A 24,152-nucleotide genomic window follows, 5' to 3' on the forward strand; every position below is an offset into this window, starting at 1 on the left:
GGTCCCTGAGCCTGTCGAAGGGTGCGGAGGCGGACGCCGTTCTAGAGTTCTCGCATGACGTTCGCGACGCTCGCGCTCCTCGTGCTGGTGGGACTGGCAGGACCGCTGCTGTCCGCGCGGCGGGCGTGGCGGGTGCCGCTGATCGCGGGGGAGCTGCTGGCAGGCCTCGTCATCGGCGCCACGGGGTTCCGCTGGGTGGACGCGTCGGGGCCGACGCTGACCCTGCTCGCGCAGATCGGGTTCGGGCTGATCATGCTCGTGATCGGATCCCATATCCCGATCCTGGACCGACGCGTGCGGGCCTCGGTGGGCAGGGGCGCCCTCGGCGCCCTCCTCGTCGCCGTCGCCGCGGCAGGACTCGGGATCACGGTCGCGGCGGTGTTCGGCAACCGGCACGGCGCGGTGTACGCGGTGCTGATCGCCTCGTCGTCGGCGGCGCTCGTGCTGCCCATGCTGCAGTCCCTGCGCGTCTCCGCCGCCTCGGCGGCGCAGCTGATCGCGCAGATCGCGATCGCCGACGTGGCCTGCATCCTCGCCCTGCCGCTCGTGCTCCAGCCGGGGCGCGCCCCGCTCGTGGCGATCGGCGGGGTCGGGATCGCCGTCGCCGGGCTGGTGATCGTCATCGTGCTGCGCCGCATCGGGCCGCGGCGGCTGCACCTCGTGCATGCCGTGTCGGAGTCGCGTCAGTTCGCGCTCGAACTGCGGGTGAGCCTGCTCCTGCTGTTCGCTCTGGCCGGCATCGCGCAGTTCACGCACGTGTCCGTGATGATGGCGGGATTCACGCTCGGCCTCGTCCTCGCCGCGGTCGGGCAGCCGCGCCGCCTGGCGCGACAGCTCTTCGGGATGACCGAGGGCTTCTTCGGTCCGCTCTTCTTCGTGTGGCTCGGTGCTTCGATCGACCTGCGCCAGCTCGCGACGCACCCGCAGATGATCCTTCTCGGCCTCGCGCTCGGCGCCGCTGCGGTCGTCGCGCACCTGCTGGGGCGCGCGGGCGGACTGCCGTGGTCGCAGACGGTGGCGTCGGCGGGGCAGCTCGGCGTGCCGGTCGCGGCGGTGGCGCTCGGCGTGGAGACGCGGACGCTCCTGCCGGGCGAGGGCGCGGCGATCCTGCTCGGCGCGCTGGTCGCCGTCGTGTCATCGACCGCCGCCGTCGCGGCCGTGTCGCGGGGGACCGCGGCGCCGACGGAGCCGTCCAGTCCCGCTCCCTCGGCCGATCAGTCGTCCTGAAGCGGATCCTGCTCAGACCTCGAGGTCGTCCCCCGGGTTCAGGTCGAAGAACTCTCCGCCGTTCTGCTCCGTCGCCCACCTCAAGCGGGCGCGGTGCATGTTGGCACCGATCACGGACAGCGTCATGTCGTGCGTGCCGAAGGCGCGGCGGGGTCTCACCGCGAGCACGAAGTCCATCGCGTCGCCGATCTTCAGCCACGGCGCGCCGGCCGGGGCGGCGAGCGTGCCCACGGCCACGCCCTCCGGCACCGCGTACGAGTCGCCGGGGTAGTACAGCTCGTCGTCGACGAGCACGCCCACGTTCTCGATCCGGGGGATGGAGGAGTGGATCTCCGCGTGCACGCCGCCGAAGAACCGCAGGGTGAATTCGCCCGCGGTCACCGTGTCGCCGGGAGCGACCTCGGTGATCTCGTAACCGTCTCCGGCGGCGCGGACCACGCCCGCTGGGGCGAAGACGGGGGTTCCCGGCGCGTCCCGGAGGATCCGGTCGAGGTGCTCCGGGGTCCAGTGGTCGGGGTGCTCGTGGGTGATGACGACGCCGACGAGGTGCTGCAGGCCGTCCAGGGGGAGGGTGAAGCTGCCGGGATCGATGAGCAGGGTCTGGCCGTGGTCGTCGACGCGGAGGGCCGCGTGCTCATGCTTGGTGATGCGCATGCTCCGAGGGTAATCCGGTGGAGCGCGACACTCCCGGCGGTCGCGGCGGAGCGGCCTCGATTTGGCGGGCGCTGTGCGTCATGTCATACTTGAACGGTTGTCGCGAGACGGAAACGGATCGCAAAGACGGCCCCATCGTATAGCGGCCTAGTACGCCGCCCTCTCACGGCGGTAACGCGGGTTCGAATCCCGCTGGGGTCACAGACAGCACACGAAAGCCCTCGCTTAGCCGAGGGCTTTCGTGGTTTCCGGAGCGGGACGCCGACGCCGCGCTCAGAGGCGACGCTCGGCGTCCGCGTCGGATCCCGCCGCCCGACGGGCCCGGGCCGTGCGGCGCATCCGCAGCACGCCCCACACGATCGCGGCGATGACGGCGGCGACCGCGAGCCAGGGGAGCAGGAACCCGAGCGCGATCACCAGCGCATTCAGCGAGACGATGAGTCCGTTCCAGCCGGCGGCCAGACCGTCGCCGAAGCCGGCCGGGTCGGCGGCGGCCGGGGCCTGCCGCACCAGGGTGACCTGCACCGAGGACATCGCCACCTGAGATTCGAGATCCTTCAGCTGCTGCTGCGCCGACTGCAGCTGTCCCTGGCGCTCGGTGAGCGCCGTCTCCGCGGTGAGCAGGTCGGCGACGCTGCTCGCCTGGGACATCAGCTGGGTCAGACGCTGCACCGACGCGGTGAGGGAGTCGACCTGCGCGCGCAGGTCCGTGGTGGCGGTCGTCACGTCGTTCGCGGCGAGGGAGGTGGCCAGCACCGTGCCCTCGGAGCGCAGCTCGTCCATCACGGCCGGGAGGTCCGCGGCGCGCACGCGCAGCGTCACCCAGCCGTCGCCGGCCGGAGGCGCCACGATCCCGTCAGCGGCGGCGGGGGCGGGAGAGGAGGAGCCGATCTGCTCGCTCTCGACGAACCCGCCGTGCTTCTGCGCGAGCGCGGCGAGCGCATCGACGGCCTTGCGCACGTCGTCCACCTGCACGGTGGCCGATCCGGTGCGGATGACGTCCCGCGGCGTCGTCGTGGAAGAGGCAGCGCCTCCCGCGGTCCCCGTGCCGTTCTGCGCGAGCTCCTTGGAGGGCGCCTTCGCCCCCGTGGAGCTGTCGTAGGGCGCCGAGATCGCGGACGATCCGGACGAGGATCCGGTCAGATGCAGGATCGACGGGGTGACGAGCACGCCGACGGCGAAGGCTGCGGCGATCCCGCCCGCCGTGAGCCAGCCGCGTCGCCGCGCACGCCCACGGGAGGCGGAGGCGCGGTTCTGCAGCGCCTGCCGCTCCTCGGCGATCTGCGCGAAGACGGCCTCCTCGATGCGGTCCACGGCGTCATCGGACAGCTCCGGCAGCGTGATCGGGGTGGTGGTCATGATGCGGGCTCCGTTTCGGTCACAGCGCCGCGCAGGCGGGTGCGCACGCGGGAGAGACGGTTGCGGACGACGCCGTGTCCCACGCCGAGCTCCTCGGCCGCGGCGCGGTAGTCGTAGCCCTCGGTCGCGCACAGCCGGAAGATGTCGCGGTCGAGCGCGCTCATCCCGCCGAGCTCTTCGACGATGCGCTCGGCGAGCTCGGCGGCGATGACCTGCTGCTCCACGTCGACGAGCGCGGGGATCTGCTCATCGGCCTCCCCGGCGGTGTGAGCCGCGTCGCGCCGCCGGCGGCGCAGACGGTTGGCCGCCTGGAACCGGCAGACGGTCGCCAGCCAGGGCAGCAGGGACTCGCCCACCAGTTCCAACGCGGGCAGCTTCCGCCACGCCACGACGAACGTCTCCTGGGTCACATCCTCCGCATCGCCGGCGTCGCCGAGGATCCCGTAGGCGATCCAGTAGACGGGTCGGACATGCGCGCGGTACAGCGTGCGGAAGGCGGACTCGCTTCCCGCCGCCGCCCGCGCGACGAGCGTCCTGTCGTGTGCGTCGAGTGCCATGCCGGCTCCGTTCGGTGTCTCTCACCTAGCAGTGTCGGGGGCGGCGGTTTCGTCTCACTCAGCCCTTGCTGACGATCGGGACGTGCGGATCCTTCTGGTGCCGCAGCCAGATCGTCGAGAGCGCCGGCACGGTGAGCGTGGCCCGGGGCGAGCCGTTCTCGACCTCGGACGCGTACACCAGGCCGAGGTTGCCCTCGCCGTGGCCGCCGAACTCGCTCGCGTCGGTGTTCAGCACCTCGGTCCAGCCGCCCGCGAGCGGTAGGTCCAGCGGCATGCCGTGGCGGGTCGCGCCGGAGAAGTTGCTGATCACCGCGAGGTGCCCGCCGTGGGCGTCGCGGCGCACGAAGGCGACGATGTTCGGATCCCATTCCGGCGCGCCGATCCGGGTGAACGACGACGCGTCGTGGTCGCGCTCCCACAGGGGGGCGTTGGCCCGGTAGACGCGGTTCATCGCGCCGACGAAGCCCTGCAGCTGCTGGTGCGAGGGCTGATCGAGCAGCCACCAGTCCAGGCCGCGATCGACCGACCACTCGGAGAACTGGCCGAACTCCTGGCCCATGAACAGCAGGTTCTTGCCGGGATGCCCCCACATGTAGCCGAGGTAGGCGCGCACGTTCGCGAGCTTCGCGGTGTGATCGCCCGGCATCTTCGAGATCAGGCTGCCCTTGCCGTGCACGACCTCGTCGTGGCTGATCGGCAGGATGTAGTTCTCGCCGAAGGCGTAGACGAACGAGAACGTCATCTCGCCCTGATGGTGCGAGCGGTACAGCGGGTCGCGCTCGATGTAGACGAGCGAGTCGTTCATCCAGCCCATGTTCCACTTGAACCCGAACCCGAGGCCGCCGTGGTCCGTGGGTGCGGTGACGCCGGGGAAGCTCGTCGACTCCTCGGCGACCATGACGATGCCGGGGTGCCTGCGGTAGGCCGTGGCGTTGACCTCCTGCAGGAACCGGATGGCCTCGAGGTTCTCCCGTCCGCCGTGGATGTTCGGCTCCCACTCGCCCTCGTTGCGCGAGTAGTCGAGGTACAGCATCGAGGCGACCGCGTCGACGCGCAGGCCGTCGGCGTGGAACTCGTCCAGCCAGTACAGCGCGTTCGCGACGAGGAAGTTGCGCACCTCGTTGCGGCCGTAGTCGAAGATCAGGGTGCCCCAGTCCTTGTGCTCGCCGCGGCGCGGATCCGGGTGCTCGTAGACCGCCTCCCCGTCGAACTTCGCGAGTGCGAAGGAGTCGCGGGGGAAATGCCCGGGCACCCAGTCGATGATCACGCCGATGCCGGCCTGGTGCAGCCGGTCGATCAGGTAGCGCAGGTCGTCCGGCTCGCCGAAGCGGTGCGTGGGCGCGTAGTAGCCGGAGACCTGGTAGCCCCAGGACGGCGCGAACGGGTGCTCGGCGACCGGCATGAGCTCCACGTGCGTGAAGCCGATCTCGGTGACGTGGCCGATCAGCTGGTCGGCGATCTCGCGATAGCCGAGTCCGGGGCGCCACGAGCCGAGGTGCACCTCGTAGACGCTCATCGGCTGCGCGACCGCGTGCGTGGCCGCACGGCGGGTCATCCACGCGCCGTCCCCCCACGTGTATCCCGACTCGGTCACGATCGACGCCGTCGCCGGGGGAGTCTCGGCGAGCTGCGCCATCGGATCGGCCTTGAGGATCCAGTGCCCGCCGCGGGTCAGGATCTCGTACTTGTACTGCGCGCCGACGCCCACGCCCGGCAGGAACAGCTCCCACACGCCGCTCGAGCCCATCGAGCGCATCGCGTCGAGCCGGCCGTCCCAGGCGTTGAAATCGCCGACGATGCGCACCGCCTGCGCGTGCGGGGCCCACACGGCGAACGCCGTGCCCTGCTCGCCGTCGATCGCACGGGGGTGCGCGCCGAGCGCCTCCCACAGCCGCTCGTGCCGGCCCTCGCGGATCAGGTGCAGGTCGAGCTCGCCGATCGTGGGGGCGTGCCGATACGGATCGCCGGAGATCCAGTCCGGGGCGTCCGCGTAGGTGGCCTTGATCCGGTACGCGCCGGCGGGGCCGCTCACCTCGCCTTCCCAGATGCCGTCCGCGAGATGGCTGAGGGGCACTTCGGCGCCGCCGTCGATCAGTACCGAGACGCTCTTCGCGAGCGGTCGCAGCGCACGCACGACGGTGACCCGTCTGCCGTCCGCGCCCTGCTGCGGATGCGCGCCGAGCACGGAGTGCGGGTCGTGGTGCGAGCCCGAGGCGACCGCCCCGAGCACAGCCGCATCGATCGTCGTGGTGATCATGGCTGCCCCTTCACATGGAGGATGTGCACCGGTTCCGTGAAGGCGTCCAGGCGCACGAAATTGTGATCCGTCCAGGTCCAGACGGATCCGGTGACGAGGTCTTCGACCTCGTACGTCGTCCCCGGCTCGACGCCCCAGGCGCGGGTGTCGAGATGCACGGTGGTCTGCCGCACGGAGTGCGGGTCCACGTTAGCGATGACGATGATCGTGTCGTCGGCGCCCGTGCCGGTGAAGGTCGCGTCGAGGTGCTTCGAGAACACCAGGATCGCGTCGTCGTCGCTCCAGTGCACGCGCAGGTTGCGCAGCTGGCGCAGCGCGGGATGCGCGCGGCGGATCTCGTTGAGGCGGGTGAGGTAAGGGGCGAGCGAGCGCCCCTCCGCCTCGGCCTTGGCCCAGTCGCGCACCTTGTACTCGTACTTCTCGTTGTCGATGTTCTCCTCGGAGCCCGGGCGGGCCACGTTCTCGATGAGCTCGTAGCCGGCGTAGACGCCGTAGAGGGGGGCGCCGGTGGCGGCGATCGCGGCGCGGATCTTGTACGCCGCGCGTCCGCCGAACTGCAGGTACTCGGTGAGGATGTCCGGCGTGTTCACGAACAGGTTCGGCCGCATGTAGTCCGCGGTCTCCTGCGAGACGGAGAGCAGGAACTCCTCCAGCTCGGCCCTGGTGTTGCGCCAGGTGAAGTAGCTGTAGCTCTGCTGGAAGCCGACCGCCGCGAGTCCCCGCATGGGGGCAGGGCGGGTGAACGCCTCGGCGAGGAAGACGACGTCGGGGTGCTTGGTGTTGACGGTGCGGATCAGCCATTCCCAGAACCGCAGCGGCTTGGTGTGCGGGTTGTCGACGCGGAAGATCCGCACCCCCTGCGCGATCCAGTGCTCGACGATGCGCAGCACCTCGGTGTACAGCCCCACCGGATCCCGGTCGAAGTTCAGCGGATAGATGTCCTGATACTTCTTCGGCGGGTTCTCCGCGTACGCGATCGAGCCGTCGGGCAGCTCCGTGAACCACTCGGGGTGCGCCTCGACCCACGGGTGGTCGGGCGCGGCCTGCAGGGCCAGATCGAGCGCGATCTCGATGTTCAGGGCGTTCGCCTTCTTCACGAACCGGCGGAAGTCGGCCAGGGTGCCGAGATCGGGATGCACGGTGTCGTGACCGCCCTCGGCGGCGCCGATGGCCCACGGGGAGCCGGGGTCGCCGGGGCCGGCGACCAGCGTGTTGTTCCGGCCCTTGCGGTTGAGGCGGCCGATCGGGTGGATCGGAGGCAGGTACAGCACGTCGAAGCCCATCGCGGCGACCGCGGGCAGGCGCTTCTCAGCCGTCTTGAACGAGCCGCTCGTGATCGTGCCGTCCGGGTTCTGCACGGCCCCCTCGGAGCGAGGGAAGAACTCGTACCAGGCGGCGGCACCCGCGATCGTGCGCTCCACGACGATCGTCTGCCACGCGGTCGCGGAGTCGAGCGCGGTGAGCGGGCGGACCGCGAACAGTGCGGCGAGCTCGGGATCCGTCGCGACGGCGAGGGCCTCATCGGCGGTGCCGTCGGGGGAGGCCAGCGACTCCGCGACCGCGGTGAGGTGCTTGCGCTCGGGCTTGGGGCGGGTCTTGTCCGCGGCCGCGCGTGCGAGCAGCTGCGCCCCGAGCGCGCGCATCACCTCGACGTCGACGCCGGCGGCGATCTTCAGCTCCGCGGCGTGCGCCCAGGTGGCGAACTCGTCGGCGAACGCCTCGAAGCGGAAGGTCCAGGCGTGCTCCTCGTCGAGGGCGATGTCCACCTGCCAGCGGTCGGTGCCGTCCTGCAGCGGCGTGAGGCGATGCAGGCTCTCCTGGTGGTTCGGCGTGCGCAGGCGCAGGTGCACGCCGATGATGTCGTGCCCCTCGCGGAACGCGACGACCCGGAACGGGATCACCTCGCCCGCGAACGCCTTCGGATGGAACCCTCCGGGGGCCGCGGGAGACGGATCCAGCAGCGGGATCCGCGTGGTCTGTGCATCCGCGGCGTCGATGTCCGGCAGCGCTCGCACCGGGATCTGAGCCGTGCTGCGGAGAGCATCGGGCGAGGGCTGTGTGGCGGTTCGTTCGGACACACCCTGAACCTACCGCGCCGGAGCCGACGGGAGGTAGCCGTGTGTCACTCCGCGCGGAAGAGCCGCATCGACGTGCCGGGAAGCGCGATCACATCGCCCGGCTTGTGCACCGTCTCGACCGGCGACGGGCGCTCATCGGCGCTCGACCAGAGCGCGATGTAGCGCGTCACGCCCTCGATCACGGGCAGGCGCACATCGATCGGCGCCTCGGTGCCGTGCACGATCAGCAGGATGCGGTTGAAGGCCTCCTTGTCGGGCGTGGACGCGGCCGCGTACTGCAGGGTGCGGTTGCGCGGGTCGTTCCACTGCTCGACCTCCATCGTCTGGCCGTCCTGATCGAACCAGTCCATGACGGACGCGTTGGGAATGTGCTCGCCCAGCCGCGCGTACAGGAGCGGACGCAGGGCGGGGTTCTCGTCCCGCAGCCGGGTGAGCCGGGCGGTGTGCGCGAGGAGATCCTTCTGCCAGGGCTCGTGGTCCCAGTTGAGCCAGCTGATCGCGGAGTCCTGGCAGTAGGCGTTGTTGTTGCCGCGCTGCGTGCGCCCGAACTCGTCGCCGGCTGTCAGCATGGGCACTCCGGCGGAGAACAGCAGCGTGCCGAGCAGATTGCGCATGGCCTTGCGCCGGGCGGCGAGGATGCCGGGATCGGCGGTGGGGCCTTCGGCACCGTGGTTGAACGAGCGGTTCATGTCCGCGCCGTCGCGGTTGTCCTCGCCGTTGGCCTCGTTGTGCTTGACGTCGTAGGCGACGAGGTCGTGCAGCGTGAAGCCGTCGTGCGCGGTGACGAAGTTGATGCTCGCGAGGGGGCCCCGCTCGTCGCTGAACGTGTTCGCCGATCCGGCGAGACGGTTGGCGAACCCGCCGATGCCGGTCGGCGCCGAGGCGCGGCGGGCGTAGTCGATGTCGCTGAGCCAGAAGTTGCGGACGCGGTCGCGGTAGCGGTCGTTCCACTCGCTCCACCCGGCCGGGAAGTTGCCCGTCTGCCATCCGCCCATGCCCACGTCCCAGGGCTCCGCGATGATCTTGGCGTCGGCGAGCGCCGGATCCGTCCTGATCGCCTGCAGCAGCGGATGCTCCGGCGTGTAGGTGTTCGATTCGTCGCGGCCGAGCGCGGTCGCCAGGTCGAAGCGGAAGCCGTCGATCTGCATCTCGGTCGCCCAGTAGCGCAGCGAATCCAGGACGAGGCGCGCGGCGGCCGGGGTCGCCGTGTTCAGGGTGTTGCCGCACCCGGTCGTGTCGACGTAGCTGCCGTCTTCGAGCTGGCGGTAGTAGAGCGCGTTGTCGATCCCGCGCAGGCTGCTGCGGGGGCCGCCGATGCCCTCTTCGCTCGTGTGGTTGTACACGACGTCGAGGATCACTTCGATGCCGGCCAGGTGCAGCAGCTTCACCATGCCCTTGAACTCGCGGAGCACCGCCTCCGGCCCGGCCTTGCGGGCCTCCTCGGTCGCGTACGCCGCATGCGGCGTGAAGAAGTTCAGGGTGTTGTAGCCCCAGTAGTTCGTCAGGCCGCGGTCGAGCAGTCGCGGCTCCGAGGCGAACGCATGCACCGGCAGCAGCTCGACGGCGGTGATGCCGAGCTCGCGGTAGTACTCGATCATCGCCGGGTGCGCCAGCCCGGCGTAGGTGCCGTGCAGAGCCGGCGGAACACCGGGGTGGCGCTTGGTGAGGCCCTTGACGTGCCCTTCGTAGATCACCGTGCGATCCATCGGGGTCTGCGGCTTGGTGACCTCGCCCCAGTCGAAGCCGTCCTCGATCACCACCGAGCGCCACTCCTCGTAGCCGTCACCCTGCGCGAGCCCGCGCGCATAGGGATCGAGGAGAAGGGTCTCGGAGTTGAACGTGTTGCCGGGCCCATGCGGGCCGTCCACGCGCAGGGCATATCGGGTGCCGGGCCGCAGGAGCTCGGTCGTGATCTCCCAGACGCCGTCGGGGCGGCGCTCGAGCGCGAGCTGGGCGGTCTCCCAGTCCAGGTCGGTCTCATCGAAGATCACGAGCTCGATGGACGACGCGTTCTGAGACCACACCCGCAGGGTCGCGACCCCGTCGTGGAGGCGGACGCCGAGATCGTCCAGGGAAGGGCTGCAGAGGGAGCAGCTGTCGCCGTCGGGTACCGGCGCCTTGTCCTCTATCGCATGCGGACACATGACGGACAGGATACGCGGCTCGAGGGGTGCCGGATGCCACCCGGTCCCGCGATCCGTGCCACCGGGTCCCGCGGGCGCCGCCACCGGGTTCCGCGAAGGGCGCCGCGGGATCCGATCGGTCCCCGAGGTGCGAGAGTGGAGGAGTGCATTATCTGGACCACGCCGCCACCACCGACCTGCGCCCCGAGGCCGCGGACGAGTGGCTCCGGGTCGCGCAGACGACCGGGAACGCGTCGTCCACGCACGGTGCCGGCCAGCAGGCGCGTCGGATCCTGGAGGAGTCCCGGGAGCGGCTCGCGGAGATGCTCGACTGCGATCCCATCGAGGTGGTGCTGACCTCGGGCGGCACGGAGTCGGTGAACCTCGCGGTGCAGGGCCTGTGGCGCTCTCGGCAGGCGGCGGCCGACACGGTCGTCCTGCCGGACGGCGAGCACCACGCGTCCCTCGACACCGTCGCAGCGCTCGCTGCGGACGGCGCGCGCGTGCGCCCGGTCCGGCTCGATGCGGTGGGCCGCATCCCCGTCGGCGGTTTCGCCGAGGCGGTCGCCGCGCCGGGTGCCGCCCTGGCCACGGCGCTCGTCGCGAACAACGAGGTGGGCACCGTCAACGACGCGGCGGGCCTCGCCCGCGCGGCCGCGGAGGCCGCCGTGCCGCTGCACCTTGACGCCGTGGCGGCCCTGGGGCACGTTCCGGTGTCGTTCCGGGCGTGGCGGGGCGATGCCGCAGCGGGGGTCGGACTGGTGGCGCTCAGCGTGGCGGGGCACAAGATCGGCGCGCCGGTGGGCACGGGCGCGCTCGTGGTCGCCCGGTCCGCGCGCCTGTCGCCGCTGCTGCACGGCGGAGCGCAGCAACGGGGCCTGCGCTCGGGCACTCAGGACGCGGCGGGCGCGGCCGCGTTCGCGCGCGCCGCGGAGCTCGCCGCATCCGAGCGCGACGCGGAGGCCGCCCGCCTGCGCGCGCTGCGCGACCGGCTCGTGGCGGGCGTCCTCGCGCGCGTTCCCGCGGCGCGGCTGCTCGGCGACCCGGCGCCGGAGGGGCGCCTGCCGGGCAACGCCCACCTGCTGTTCCCCGGGGCGCCGAGCGAGAGCCTGCTCTTCCTGCTCGACGCGGTGGGGATCTCGGCCTCGGCGGGCTCCGCCTGCCAGGCCGGCGTCGCCGAGCCGTCGCACGTCGTCCAGGCGCTCGGCCGCAGCGAGGCCGAGGCACGCAGCGTGATCCGCTTCACGCTCGGGCGCACCTCGGGAGAGGCCGACGTCGACGCGGTGCTCGCCGTGATCGGCGACGCCTACGACCGGGCCTCCGGATCCGCCCGCCGGGGCCTTTAGCGCGGCCTCGCCGGCTCCGGCGGTCCTCTATCGCCGGATCCGGCGGTCCTCTCGCGGCGCCCGCTCAGCCGTCCGCTCCTAGACTGGATCCATGCGTGTTCTGGCGGCGATGAGCGGGGGAGTGGACTCCGCGGTCGCCGCTGCGCGCGCCGTGGAGGCGGGCCACGACGTGGTGGGCGTGCATCTCGCCTTGTCCCGCGCCGGCGGCACGCTGCGCACCGGCAGCCGGGGCTGCTGCACCATCGAGGACGCGATGGACGCGCGGCGCGCAGCGGATCTGCTCGGGATCCCGTTCTACGTGTGGGACTTCTCGGAGCGGTTCCGCGAGGACGTGATCGAGGACTTCGTGTCGGAGTACCGGGCGGGCCGCACCCCGAACCCGTGCCTGCGCTGCAACGAGAAGATCAAGTTCGCGGCACTCCTGGAGCGCGCCCTCGAGCTGGGGTTCGACGCCGTCTGCACCGGTCACTACGCCACCCTCCTCGAGGGGACGGACGGGCTGGAGCTGCACCGCGCCTCGGACGCGGCCAAGGACCAGTCCTACGTGCTCGGCGTGCTCACCGCCGAGCAGCTCGCGCACACGTACTTCCCGCTCGGATCCACGCCCTCCAAGGCGCTCGTGCGGGCGGAGGCCGCGGAGCGCGGGCTGAGCGTGGCGCAGAAGCCGGACAGTCACGACATCTGCTTCATCCCGGACGGCGACACCCGCGGCTGGCTGGCCGAGAAGGTGGGCGCGGAACAGGGGCGGATCGTGGACCGCGAGGGCACTGTCGTCGGCACGCATGACGGCGCGCACGCGTTCACCGTGGGTCAGCGCCGCGGGCTGCGCCTCGGCGTGCCCGCGCCCGACGGCAAGCCCCGTTTCGTGCTCGAGGTGCGCCCGGTCTCCAACACCGTCGTGGTCGGCCCCAAGGAGGCGCTCGCCATCGCCGAGCTCTCGGGGGAGCGGCGCTCCTGGGCGGGCGCCGCGCCGACGCAGTCCGAGTTCGCGTGCGAGGTGCAGATCCGAGCGCATGCGGATCCGGTCCCCGCACGAGCGCACGTCTCGGACGAGGGCGTCCGCGTGGTCCCGGACCAGCCGCTTGACGGCGTCGCGCCCGGGCAGAGCGCCGTGCTCTACGTCGGCACGCGCGTGCTCGGCCAGTTCACGATCGATCGCACCGTGTCGGCGGTGCCTGCCGGCGTGTGATGTCCCACCCCGCTCGTAGACTTCAGGGGTGCCGGAGAACATCTCGCTGGAAGACGCCCGTGCCGAGGCGGAGGAGCTGACCACCCGCATCCTGGAGGCGAAGGACGCGTACTACGGACGCGACACCTCGCTGGTGGACGACGCCACCTACGACTCCTGGATGCACCGGCTCGAAGAGCTCGAGCGGTTGCACCCCGAGCTGCAGGGCCAGGACTCGCCCACGCAGATGGTGGGAGCCGCCGAGGCGACCGGACTGCAGACCATCGAGCACGCCGAGCGGATGCTCAGCCTCGACAACGTGTTCTCCGTGGACGAGCTGCGGGAGTGGGCCGCGAAGACCCGCGCCGCGGCGGGACGGGACGTGGCCTGGCTCACCGAGCTCAAAATCGACGGGCTCGCGATCAGCCTGCGCTACGAGAACGGCGTGCTCACCTCCGCGGCGACCCGCGGTGACGGGCGGGTCGGCGAGATCGTGACCGAGAACGCGCTCCGCGTGGCCGGGATCCCGGAGCGCCTGAGCGGGTCCGGTCATCCTCCGATCGTGGAGGTGCGCGGCGAGGTGTTCATCCCGGTCGCGGCCTTCGAGCGGCTGAACGCGGCGCAGGCCGCCTTCCGCGACCGCGCGTACGCGGAAGCGCTCGAGCGATTCCAGGCGCGGGCGGGCGCCAAGAAGCCGTTCGACGAGGAGAAGGCGCGCACCGCCGCCGCACGGCGCTTCCCGTCGTTCGCGAACCCGCGCAACGCGGCCAGCGGCGGGCTGCGGCAGCAGCTGGACAAGAAGGACGGCATGGAGCTCGAGGCCGGCCTGCTGCGCGTCGACTCCCTGGCGCTCTACGTGCACGGCATCGGCGCGTGGCCGGATCCGCCCGTCGCGGCGCAGAGCCAGGTCTACGACCTGCTCGCCGAGTGGGGTCTTCCCACGAGTCCGCACACGAAGGTGTGCGCCACGATCGACGAGGTCGCCGATTTCGTCGCGTACTACGGCGAGCACCGGCATGACATCGAGCACGAGCTCGACGGCATCGTGGTGAAGGTCGACGAGCTCGAGCTGCACGACGAGCTGGGTGCCACGAGCCGCGCCCCGCGGTGGGCGATCGCCTACAAGTACCCGCCGGAGGAGGTGCAGACGAAGCTGCTCGACATCGTCGTGTCGGTCGGCCGCACCGGTCGGGCCACCCCGTTCGCCGTGATGGAGCCCGCACACGTGGCCGGCTCCGTGGTGCGCCAGGCCACGCTGCACAACAAGGACGTGGTGAAGGCCAAGGGCGTGCTGATCGGCGACACGGTCGTGCTGCGCAAGGCCGGCGACGTGATCCCGGAGGTGCTCGGCCCGGTGGTCGAACGCCGCGACGGCACCGAGCGCGAGTTCGTGATGCCGGAGCGCTGCCCGGAGTGCGGATCCGTCCTGGCGCCCGCGAAGGAGGGCGACATCGACCTGCGCTGCCCGAACACGCGCTCCTGCCCGGCGCAGGTGCGCGGCCGGGTGGAGCACATCGGATCCCGCGGAGCCCTCGACATCGAGGCCTTGGGCGAGGTGACAGCCGCGGCGCTCACCCAGCCGAGCCGTCCCGCGGTGCCGCCGCTGGAGACGGAGGCGGGCCTGTTCACGCTGACGCTCGAGCAGCTCGTGCCCATCGAAGTGATCGTCCGCGACGCCGAGACCGGACTGCCGAAGGAGGACGAGGACGGCGTGGTGAAGACGCGCGCCCCGTTCCGGCGAAACCCCACGACGGCGGAGAAGAAGGACGGGATCACGGCACCGCAGCCGTCTTCGCAGGCGGTGAAGCTGCTGGCGGAGCTGGAGAAGGCGAAGACCAAGGAGCTGTGGCGCCTGCTCGTCTCCCTGAACATCCGGCACGTCGGCCCCGTCGCCGCCCGGGCGCTCGCGCAGTGGTTCGGCTCGCTCGACGCGATCCGCTCCGCCACGCGGGAGGAGCTGGCCGCGGTCGAGGGCGTCGGCGGGATCATCGCCGACTCTCTCCTGGACTGGTTCGCCGTCGATTGGCACCAGGAGATCGTGCAGCGCTGGGCCGACGCCGGCGTGCAGTGGGCGACGCCGGGGCACCCGGGGCCGGGAGCAGCCACGTCGGAGGGCGGAGTGCTCGACGGGCTCACGGTCGTCGCGACGGGTTCCCTCGAGGGCTACACCCGGGAGGGAGCGCAGGAAGCGATCATCAAGGCCGGCGGAAAGGCGGCGTCCAGCGTCTCGAAGAAGACCGATTTCGTCGCAGCCGGGCCGGGAGCCGGTTCCAAGCTCGCCAAGGCGGAGGAGCTGGGCATCCGGATCCTGGATGCCGCACAGTTCCATGTCCTCGTGACCGAGGGGCCTGACGCGCTGGGCTGACCGACCTCGTCCGGCCGCGGAATTCCGCGGGATTCCGGGATCTATCCTCGCATTCTTCGAACATAAGTGCTAAACTGAGGCATGGCCTCCACCACCACTCCGTTCCCCGATCCGCAGGACGCGGGTGTGCGTGAGGTGGTGGGGGAGGATGTCGTCGCGCGGGTGCTGCTGGATCGGTTGCAGGAGGACGATGTCGCGATCAACCGGCGGGCTGCGGCGCGGGCGGAGGGGATCCTCGAGGCGGTCGCGTTGACGCGTCGGCATCCGGAGATCTACACGGTCGGCGACCGCCCGGATGATCTCGAGCATGCGATCCGTGCGGTGGTGTTCGATATCGCGTTGCGGTTGCAGGTGTCGGAGAACGAGGTGCGGTCGCTGCTGTGCACCGCCGAGACGGCGCGGGAGTTCCTGCCGCTGCTGTGGGAGCAGGCGCGGGACGGTTTCGCCGGGTTGCGGTTCGTGGAAGCCGCCGTCGGCGCCGTGCTGCGGTTGCGTGCCCCGGACGGCGCCGATGCGGCCGCGCGGGAGTACGCGGCGGAGGCGATCGGGCTGGTGGATCGGGCGGCGTCGGGGTGGGCGTTGACGGTGCCGATCGGCGGGTTCCGGCGCCGGATCCGGGTCCTCACCGACCGGTTGGACCCGACGTCGGCGGAGCAGAAGCACGCCCGCGGGATGGCGGACCGTCGGGTCGTGATGGAGGACGCCGAGGACGGCATGAGCTGGATCATGGCGTTGGTACCGACGGTGACGGCGGTGGCGATCAAGCGGCGGTTGACGTCGGCGGCGAAGCGCCTGCAGAAAGACCGGCGGGAGAATCGCACCCGGGACCAGATCCGCGCGGATCTGTTCTGCGACTGGCTCACCGGGGCGGGCACGGACAAGGCGGTGTCCACGACCGTGTTCGTCACGGTCCCGGTCGGGTTGCTCACCGGAGCGGGCTGCACCTGCGGCGCCACCTTGGTCGTGGGGAACGGCGCGGCGTTCGGCCCGGCGGCGACCGCCGGGCTCGCCCCGGGTTCAGGAATCGAACCGGCCGCCGCGCAGGTTCTCGTCACGGGCAACCCGGTGGCGTCGGCGAAGGTGGCGCAGCTGGTCGGGCATGGGCCGATCGATGCGGCCACCGCGCGGCAGGCGTTCTTCGACGCGACCGGGTTTCGGCGCGTGATCACCGACCCCGTCCGCGGGGTCGTCCTGAACATGGACCGCCGCACCTACCGGCCGACGAAGGCGCAGCGGGACTGGCTGGTGCTGCAGCACGGCACCTGCGCCCGCGACGGCTGCGACCGCCTCGCCCTCGACGCGGATCTCGACCATGAACGCATGTGGGCCCGCGGCGGCACCACCGACATCAGCAACCTGCGCCCGCTCTGCCCCGCGGACCACACCCGCAATCACCGCACCCGGATGATCTACCGCAGCCGAGAAGACCGCACCGTCGAAGTCACCACACCCACCGGCCACCACACCACCGACCCACCACCCTTCTAGGTCCGCTCGTCGTTCGGATCGGCTCCCGGACATAGGGTTTGTCCCGGAGGACGAATGACGGTGAACGGGATCGAGCTGCTGCCGACGGTGATCGGTGTGATCACCCTCGCCGCGATCGCCACCGTCTCACTGATTCTCTTCCGCGTCCCCGGGCGATGGGCCCCGACGCTGGCGATCCTGCGTGGAGCAGTGCAGCTGGCCGTCATCAGCGTCATCCTCACCGGCATCGTGACGCAGCCGGCATGGATCGGCGTCGCGCTGCTGGTGATGTTCGCGATCGCGACCGGCGTCGCCGTCCGGCGCACGGGCGGCGGCCGCCGTACCATCCTCGTGATGGCGACCTCGATCGGCGCCGGCGCGGTCGTGTCGATCGGGACGGTCTTCGCAACCGGCGCCCTGCAGCCGACGCCCCGTTATCTCCTCGCGATCGGGGCGATCCTGATCGGCAACTCGATGAGCATCGCCACCCTCGCCGGACGGCGGTTCACCGCGTCGGTCGTCGATCGCTGGGAGGAGGTCGAGGGCTGGCTCGCGCTGGGCGCCACTCCGCGCCGTTCCACGCTCGAGCTTTCGCGCAGGGCAGTGCGTGAAGCGCTCATCCCCTCGGTCGATCAGACGAAGACCACAGGCCTCGTGGTGCTGCCCGGAGCCTTCGTCGGCGCGATCTTCGGCGGTCTGTCACCACTGGAGGCGGGGCGCTTCCAGATCGTGGTGCTGGCCGCGATCATGGCCGCCGGATCCATCACCGCGGTGCTGATCGCGACCTGGCTCGGCCCGGTCCGCACCAAGCCCGTCGCCCAGCGCTGAGTGTCGTCGATCGAGGCGCTGCTGACCTCCTGGGCTCAGTCCTTGTGGCGCGGCTTGCGCGGAGGCCGCTCGTCCGAGCGCCGGTCGTCGCGCGGACGCTCACCGTAACCGCGGTCGTCGCGCCGCGGACGGTCGCCGTACCCGCGGTCATCCCGGCGCGGTCGGTCGCGGAAGCCCCGGTCGTCGCGCCCGCGGTCGTCGCGATCCCGGCGCGGGCCGCGGTTCGGGCGGCCGCCGTCGCGCTGGATCTCGATGAGCCGGCCCGAGATCCGGGTGTCGCGCAGCCGGTCCAGCACGGACGGGTCCAGGTTCGCCGGCAGCTCGACGATCGAGAAGTCGGGGCGGATCGTGATGGCGCCGAAGTCGTCGCGGCCGAGGCCGCCCTCGTTCGCCAGGGCGCCCACGATCTGCCGGGGCTCGACGCGATGGCGTCGGCCGACCTCGATCCGGTACGGGGTGTAGTCGCCGCGGCTGCGCCGCTCGGGCCGCGGACCGCGGTCGTCACGGTCCCGCGCATCGCGGCCGCCGGACCGTTCGGCGCGGTCCGCGCGCGGCGGGCGGTTGTCCGCGGCGACGGCGGCGGACAGCGCGTCGTCCTCGGGATCCAGCAGGAGAGGGGTGTCGCCCTGGGCGACCACCGCGAGCGCGGCGGCGACGTCGGCCTCCGGCACGTCGTGGTGACGCACGTAGTGGGCGATGATGTCGCGGAACCCCTCGATTCGCCCCGTCTCCTCCAGCGCCGCGGTGATGGCGTCGTCGAAGCGCGCCAGGCGCGTGCTGTTCACGTCCTCGGTCGTCGGCAGCTGCATCTGCGCCGGCTGCTGACGGGTGGCGCGCTCGATGTGCTTGAGCAGGTAGCGCTCGCGAGGCGTGATGAAGCTGATCGCGTCGCCGGAACGGCCGGCGCGGCCGGTGCGGCCGATGCGGTGCACATACGACTCGGTGTCGGTGGGGATGTCGAAGTTCACCACGTGGCTGATCCGCTCCACGTCCAGGCCGCGCGCGGCCACGTCGGTCGCGACGAGGATGTCGAGCTTGCCGTCCTTGAGCTGGTTCACCGTGCGCTCGCGCATGGGCTGCGGGATGTCGCCGTTGATCGCGGCGGCGGAGTATCCGCGGGCGCGGAGCTTCTCGGCGAGCGTCTCGGTCTCGTTCTTGGTGCGGACGAACACGATCATGCCCTCGAAGTTCTCCACCTCGAGGATCCGCGTGAGCGCATCCACCTTCTGGGCGTAGGAGACGACCAGATAGCGCTGCGTGATGTTCGCGTTGGTGGTGGTCTTCGCCTTGACCGAGATCTCCTCGGGGTCGTGCAGGTACTGCTGCGCGAGGCGGCGGATGGTCGCGGGCATCGTGGCCGAGAACAGCGCCACCTGCTTGTCCTCCGGCGTCTGGGCGAGGATCTGCTCCACATCTTCCGCGAAGCCCATCTTGAGCATCTCGTCGGCCTCGTCCAGGACGAGGTTCTTCAGCTCGGACAGGTCGAGCGTGCCCTTGGCGAGGTGGTCCATGATGCGGCCCGGAGTGCCGACGACGATGTGCACGCCCCGGCGCAGCGCGGACAGCTGCACGCCGTAGCCCTGGCCGCCGTACACGGGCAGCAGGTGCACGCCGGGCATCTGGGCCGCGTAAGCCTCGAACGCCTCCGCCACCTGGAGGGCGAGCTCGCGGGTGGGGGCGAGCACGAGCGCCTGCGGCTTCTGCTGCTGCAGATCCAGGTTCTCCAGGATCGGAAGCGCGAACGCGGCGGTCTTGCCCGTCCCGGTCTGTGCGGTGCCGAGAACATCGCGGCCGCCGAGCAGCAGCGGAATGGTCTCGCGTTGGATGGCGGACGGGGTCTCGTAGCCGAGGGCCTTGATGGCGGCGAGCACGGGACCAGTGATGCCGAGCTCCTCGAATCCGGGGGTCGATTCGGTCTCGGCGGGGGCGTCTTCGTGAGTCGCGGCGTCTTCAGTCACATCTCAGAGTACCGTCCCGGCCGGTGCCGACGCTGGGAGCGCACCCGCCGGCGCTCAGCTCCCGGAGGTCAGCGCGAGCAGGCGTTCCTTCACCTGCCGGCGCAGCACCTTGCCGATCAGCGACTTCGGCAGCTCGTCGACGACGAAGATGCGCCGGGGCACCTTGTACGGCGTGAGGATCCCGCGGGCGAACTCGCGGATCGCCTCGACGTCGACGTCCGTGCCCGGATCCACGACGATCGCCGCGACGACCTCCTCGCCGGAGTGCTCGTTCGGAAGGCCCACGACGGCGGCGTCCACGACGTCCGGGTGCTGGCGCAGCGCCCCCTCGACCTCGGTGGGCGCGACGTTGAACCCGCCCGTGATGATCAGCTCTTTGATGCGGTCGACGATCCGGACGAAGCCCGCGTCGTCGATCGTGACGATGTCGCCGGTGCGGAACCAGCCGTCCACGAACACGGCCTCGGTCTCCTCGGGCTTGCCGTAGTAGCCGGAGAACACCTGCGGTCCGCGCACGACGAGCTCGCCGGGCTGCCCCGGCTCGACATCGTTCGTCGGCTCGTCCGGATCCACGACACGGCACTCGGTTCCCGGCAGCGGCAGACCCACCGTGCCCGGCACGCGGTTCGCGGCGACCGGGTTGGCCATCAGCACGGGGGAGCACTCGCTGAGCCCGTACCCCTCGACGAGGTAGCCGCCCGTCGCCTGCTCGAACGGCACGACGAGCTCGTGCGGCAGCGCCATCGCGCCGGAGATCGCGATCTCCGTGCCGGCGAGCGACACGCCCTTCGCGGTGGCCGCGGCCAGCAGCCGGTCCGCGATCGGGGGAACGAGCGGCAGGAAGGTCGCCGGGTGCTTCTTCGTGACCTCGAGCACGAGCTCCGGGTCGAACTTCGGGAACAGCACGAGACGCGCGCCCATCGACATGGCGAACGTGAGGCACAGGGTGAGCCCGTACGCGTGGAACATCGGCAGCACCGCGTAGACGACGCAGCCGTCTCCGCGCGTGATCGACGGCACCCACGCCTGCGCCTGTGCGGCGTTGGCGAGCAGGTTGCGGTGCGTCAGGGAGGCGCCCTTCGGGGTGCCCGTGGTGCCGGAGGTGTACTGGATGATCGCGAGGTCGTCGGTCACGGGGCGCGGATGCGCCGCGGGCAGCGGGGCATGGCCGACCACCGACTCCCAGGTGACGGTGCCGCGCACCTTCGTCGTGAGGGCCTCGCGCGACTCCCGGGCCTTTGCGACCGGCAGGCGCAGGGCGATCCGGGTGAGCGCGGGCATCGCGCGCGTCACGTCGACCGAGACGAGGTTCGTGACGGCGAGATCCGACGGGAACTCCTGCACCGTGTCGACGACCTTGTTCCACACGATCGCGTGCTTCGCGCCGTGGTCCTCGAACTGCTTGCGCAGCTCCCGCGGCGTGTACAGCGGGTTGTGCTCGACCACCACGGCGCCCAGGCGCAGGACGGCGTAGAACGCCACGATGTGCTGGGGGCAGTTGGGCAGCACGATCGCGACCGGATCCCCGGCCTTGACGCCGAGCGCCTTCAGGCCGGCGGCTGCCCGCTCGATCGACGCCTGCAGGTCGCGGTACGAGGTCGTGCGGCCGAAGAACTGCAGCGCCGGCGCATCCGGATAGTCGCGCGCGGACGCCTCCACGATGTCGACCAGGGATCCGGTGACCTCCTCGAGATCCTCCGGCACCCCCTCGGCGTAGCTGGCGGTCCAGGGGCGCGGAGGAACGAACGTCGTCACGTGCTCAGCCTATGCCGCCCGCCTCGAACACTTCACCGGCGCTGCTGCTCGCTGCCGGACAGCTTCTGGGCGAGGGCGATCGGAACGATGGACACCACCACGAGCACCACCGCGATCACCGAGACGATGGGCGCTTGATTCGGGCGCGCGACGTTGTCGATGATGAACATCGGCAGGGTCCGCACCCCGGATCCGGCCGTGAAGGTGGTCACCACGATCTCATCGAAGGACAGGGCGAACGCGAGCAGTCCGCCGGTGAGCAGGGCGGAGCGCAGCTGCGGGAAGGTCACCAGGCGGAACGTCGTCCAGATCCCCGCGCCGAGATCCGCCGAGGCCTCCTCGAGCGAGGTGCCCATGCGGCGCAGCCGCGCCACGGCGTTGTTGAACACCGTCACGATGCAGAACGTCGTGTGCGCCACGATGACGGTCCAGATGGACAGCGGCACGCCCAGGATCGTGCGGAACAGGTTGTTCAGCGCGATGCCGGTGATGATGCCGGGCAGCGCGATCGGCAGGATCACCAGCAGGTTCACGGTGTTCCTCCCGAAGAACGAGAAGCGCTGCAGGGCGAACGCGAGCATGGTGCCGAGGATGAGGGCGAGGATCGATGAGATCAGCGCGACGAGGGCGCTGGTGGCCACGGCCTCGAGCGCGCCGTCGCTGCGGAACGCCCTGCCCCACCACTCGAGCGTGAACCCCGGCGGGGGCCAGGTGAGCGACGCCGACGTGGAGAAGGAGTTGATGAGGACCACGAGGAGCGGCACGTACACGAGCGCGAGGATGACCGCCGTGATGACGCCGAGGCTGACCCGGGTGCCGAGGGAGATGCGCACGAGTGCCTCCTAGAGGTTGTCCAGGGCGCCGGTGCGGCGCACGAGGAACAGGTAGCCGAAGATGATGACGATCGGGATCAGCGCGATGGCCGCCGCGAGGGGCAGGTTGTTCGCCGCGCCGATGTCCTGGAAGACGAGCGTGCCGAGCATCTGCGCGCCTCCGCCGACGATGCCGATCGTGATGTAGTCGCCGAGCGAGAGGGAGAAGCTGAAGATCGTGCCGGCGATGATGGCGGGCAGCGCCATCGGCCAGACCACCAGACGCAGCGTGGCCCAGCTCCGCCCGCCGAGGTCGCCGGAGGCCTCCAGCAGTGAGCTCGGCACGCGCTCCAGGCCCGCGTAGATCGGCAGGATGACATAGGGCAGCCACAGGTACGACAGCGTGATGATCGTGGCGGCGATGCCGTAGCCGGGCGTGTGCCCGCCGAGTGGTCGCAGCAGCCACTCCAGGATCCCGTCGCTGGAGAGCACGGAGCGCCAGGCGAACGCCTTCACGAGATACGAGGCCCACAGTGGCGTGAGCACGAGCACCACGAGGACCCGCTGCAGCGCGGGGGAGGCGACCATCGCCATGAAATAGGCGATCGGAAGGGCCAGGGCGACGTCGATCGCGGTGACCGCGAGCGCGATCCCGACGGTCCGCAGCGTGATGCCCTGGTAGAAGGCGTCCGTGACGACGGTCACGACGTTGTCGGCGGTGAACTCGGTGCGGATCTGCCCGGTGTAGGTGTCGGTCGTCCAGAAGGCCGTGACGAGCAGCAGCGCCAGCGCCACGACGTACACGGCGCAGAGCCAGAACAGGGGAGCGGAGAGCAGGAGAGCGAGGCGGGCGCTCGGGTGGGCGGTGAGGAAGGCGGATCCGCGGCGTGCCGAGGTGCGGCGCGGGGACGGCACCGCCGTGCGCGGCGGCTCCGTCGATGCGATGGCGCTCATGAAGGGTCCTTTCGAAGACCGGTGCCGGTCGCCCGGAGCACGACGCCCCGGACGACCGGATCCGCTCAGTTCCGGATCTGCTGCCAGGCCGTGGTCCAGCCGGCGTAGTCGATGCACTTCACGTCGGTGCGACCGTCCAGGCACTTCGCGATCGGCGTGGTCCAGTACCAGATCTTCTTCGCGTACTCGGCGTCGCCGGCGTGGTACGCGGCGCAGTCGTCGCGGAAGTCGCAGGCCTTCTCGCTCGACGGCGCTTCGCCGAAGAACGCGGTGGCCTGCGCGTTGGCCTTCGGGCTGGAGATGTAGTCGAGCCACGCGTAGGCGCAGTTCGGGTTCTTCGCCTTGGACGAGATCATCCAGGTGTCGCTCCACCCGGTCGCGCCCTCGTCGGGCAGGACCACGGCGGTCTTCCCGCCTTCGCCTTCCAGCGTGTTCTGGATCACCTGCCAGGTGGTGCCGGCGACGCTGTCACCCGACTGGAAGGACTGCACCTCCTTGAGGTAGTCGCCCCAGTACTCGCTGATGTTCGGACGCTGCTCCTTGAGCAGATCCACCGCCGCGTCGAACTGCTTCTGGTCGAGGGCGTAGGGGTTGGTGATCTTGAGCTCCGGCTTGTGCGCCATGAGGTAGAGCGCGGCGTCGGCGATGTAGATCGGCGAGTCGTACGCCGTGATCTTGCCCTTGTGCTCCGACGCCTTGTCGAACACGACGTCCCACGAGGTCGGCGCCGTGGGGAACGTCTCGGTGTTGTACATCAGCAGGTTGGCGCCGTAGCCGTGCGGAACCCCGTAGTGCTTGCCGTCGACCGTGTTCCATGCCCGGTCCTTGAGGAACGGGAAGATGCCGTCGTAGTTCTTCAGCAGCTTCGTGTTCACCTCGACCACGTCGCCGGATGCGATCAGGCGCAGCGAGGCGTCGCCCGAGGCGGAGACCACGTCGTAGTCGCCGGTCTTCATCAGATTGAGCGCCTCGTCCGAGGTGCCGAAGGTCTTGGCCTCCACCTTGCATCCGGTGCTCTTGGTGAACTCCGAGACCCAGTCGACCTTCGGGTCGTTCGAGCCGTCCTCCACGTAGCCGGGCCATGCGAGGATCTTGACCGCGCCTTCGTTCTTGCCCAGCTTGTCGACGGGGCCGGCGCCGCCTCCGCCGGATGAGCCGGCCGTCCCGCAGCCGGTGAGGGCTGCGATCACCGCGGCGGACAAGCCGATGGCGGCGAGGGCCGTGAGAGCGTTCTTGCGCATGGG

Annotated in this window: 17 protein-coding genes and 1 tRNA gene; 7 read left to right on the forward strand and 11 right to left on the reverse strand. The window is 70.9% G+C overall.

Annotated features, from left to right (window positions below; genetic code table 11):
- The first annotated feature begins 54 nt into the window (after nt 1-54).
- Nucleotides 55-1,227, forward strand: coding sequence for a cation:proton antiporter (locus ACYQ1L_RS07690; RefSeq protein ID WP_460003626.1), 1,173 nt, complete (start codon nt 55-57; stop codon nt 1,225-1,227).
- Between the two features lie 12 nt (nt 1,228-1,239).
- Here ACYQ1L_RS07690 and ACYQ1L_RS07695 read toward each other — a convergent pair whose 3' ends face one another.
- A complete protein-coding gene (locus tag ACYQ1L_RS07695) occupies nt 1,240-1,881 on the reverse strand; it encodes an MBL fold metallo-hydrolase (protein WP_460003627.1) in 642 nt (213 codons plus the stop codon).
- 128 nt (nt 1,882-2,009) lie between these two features.
- Between ACYQ1L_RS07695 and ACYQ1L_RS07700 the strand changes: the two genes are divergently transcribed.
- A tRNA-Glu gene (locus ACYQ1L_RS07700) sits at nt 2,010-2,082 on the forward strand.
- A gap of 72 nt (nt 2,083-2,154) precedes the next feature.
- Here the strand turns inward: ACYQ1L_RS07700 and ACYQ1L_RS07705 are convergent.
- The 5 genes from ACYQ1L_RS07705 to glgX are packed head-to-tail and all read right to left on the reverse strand — an operon-like array spanning nt 2,155 to nt 10,276.
- Entirely contained in the window at nt 2,155-3,240 is a 1,086-nt protein-coding gene (locus ACYQ1L_RS07705) for a DUF4349 domain-containing protein (protein ID WP_460003628.1), read from the reverse strand.
- Nucleotides 3,237-3,797 (reverse strand): RNA polymerase sigma factor, encoded by a 561-nt coding sequence (locus tag ACYQ1L_RS07710; protein WP_460003629.1) that lies wholly within the window; start codon nt 3,795-3,797, stop codon nt 3,237-3,239. The genes ACYQ1L_RS07705 and ACYQ1L_RS07710 overlap by 4 nt, the downstream gene beginning before the upstream one ends.
- 58 nt (nt 3,798-3,855) lie before the next feature.
- Entirely contained in the window at nt 3,856-6,054 is a 2,199-nt protein-coding gene (glgB, locus tag ACYQ1L_RS07715; RefSeq protein WP_460003630.1) for a 1,4-alpha-glucan branching protein GlgB, read from the reverse strand.
- Nucleotides 6,051-8,132, reverse strand: a complete 2,082-nt coding sequence (locus ACYQ1L_RS07720; RefSeq protein WP_460003631.1) for an alpha-1,4-glucan--maltose-1-phosphate maltosyltransferase — start codon at nt 8,130-8,132, stop codon at nt 6,051-6,053. The genes glgB and ACYQ1L_RS07720 overlap by 4 nt, the downstream gene beginning before the upstream one ends.
- Before the next feature lie 44 nt (nt 8,133-8,176).
- Entirely contained in the window at nt 8,177-10,276 is a 2,100-nt protein-coding gene (gene glgX, locus ACYQ1L_RS07725; protein ID WP_460003632.1) for a glycogen debranching protein GlgX, read from the reverse strand.
- 143 nt (nt 10,277-10,419) lie between these two features.
- Between glgX and ACYQ1L_RS07730 the strand changes: the two genes are divergently transcribed.
- From ACYQ1L_RS07730 to ACYQ1L_RS07750, 5 genes are all read left to right on the forward strand, one after another.
- Nucleotides 10,420-11,601, forward strand: coding sequence for a cysteine desulfurase family protein (locus ACYQ1L_RS07730; protein ID WP_460003633.1), 1,182 nt, complete (start codon nt 10,420-10,422; stop codon nt 11,599-11,601).
- A 91-nt stretch (nt 11,602-11,692) separates the two neighbouring features.
- The gene (mnmA, locus tag ACYQ1L_RS07735; protein ID WP_460003634.1) at nt 11,693-12,790 is read left to right on the forward strand and encodes a tRNA 2-thiouridine(34) synthase MnmA; all 1,098 of its coding nucleotides are present in this window, start codon (nt 11,693-11,695) and stop codon (nt 12,788-12,790) included.
- A gap of 28 nt (nt 12,791-12,818) precedes the next feature.
- A complete protein-coding gene (gene ligA / locus ACYQ1L_RS07740; RefSeq protein WP_460003635.1) occupies nt 12,819-15,134 on the forward strand; it encodes an NAD-dependent DNA ligase LigA in 2,316 nt (771 codons plus the stop codon).
- An 81-nt stretch (nt 15,135-15,215) separates the two neighbouring features.
- On the forward strand, nt 15,216-16,622 hold the full coding sequence (locus tag ACYQ1L_RS07745) for an HNH endonuclease signature motif containing protein (protein ID WP_460003636.1): 1,407 nt from the start codon (nt 15,216-15,218) through the stop codon (nt 16,620-16,622).
- A gap of 54 nt (nt 16,623-16,676) precedes the next feature.
- Nucleotides 16,677-17,429 (forward strand): ABC transporter permease, encoded by a 753-nt coding sequence (locus ACYQ1L_RS07750; RefSeq protein WP_460003637.1) that lies wholly within the window; start codon nt 16,677-16,679, stop codon nt 17,427-17,429.
- A 35-nt stretch (nt 17,430-17,464) separates the two neighbouring features.
- Here ACYQ1L_RS07750 and ACYQ1L_RS07755 read toward each other — a convergent pair whose 3' ends face one another.
- From ACYQ1L_RS07755 to ACYQ1L_RS07775, 5 genes are all read right to left on the reverse strand, one after another.
- The gene (locus ACYQ1L_RS07755) at nt 17,465-19,387 is read right to left on the reverse strand and encodes a DEAD/DEAH box helicase (RefSeq protein WP_460003638.1); all 1,923 of its coding nucleotides are present in this window, start codon (nt 19,385-19,387) and stop codon (nt 17,465-17,467) included.
- A gap of 54 nt (nt 19,388-19,441) precedes the next feature.
- Nucleotides 19,442-21,142: a long-chain-fatty-acid--CoA ligase gene (locus tag ACYQ1L_RS07760; protein WP_460003639.1), complete on the reverse strand. Its 1,701-nt coding sequence runs from the start codon at nt 21,140-21,142 to the stop codon at nt 19,442-19,444.
- Nucleotides 21,143-21,174: 32 nt separating this feature from the next.
- Nucleotides 21,175-21,975 (reverse strand): ABC transporter permease, encoded by an 801-nt coding sequence (locus ACYQ1L_RS07765; protein ID WP_460003640.1) that lies wholly within the window; start codon nt 21,973-21,975, stop codon nt 21,175-21,177.
- A gap of 9 nt (nt 21,976-21,984) precedes the next feature.
- Nucleotides 21,985-22,908: an ABC transporter permease gene (locus ACYQ1L_RS07770; RefSeq protein WP_460003641.1), complete on the reverse strand. Its 924-nt coding sequence runs from the start codon at nt 22,906-22,908 to the stop codon at nt 21,985-21,987.
- A 65-nt stretch (nt 22,909-22,973) separates the two neighbouring features.
- Nucleotides 22,974-24,149: an ABC transporter substrate-binding protein gene (locus ACYQ1L_RS07775; protein WP_460003642.1), complete on the reverse strand. Its 1,176-nt coding sequence runs from the start codon at nt 24,147-24,149 to the stop codon at nt 22,974-22,976.
- Between the last annotated feature and the right edge of the window lie 3 nt (nt 24,150-24,152).

Source organism: Microbacterium xylanilyticum (genome assembly GCF_054654695.1).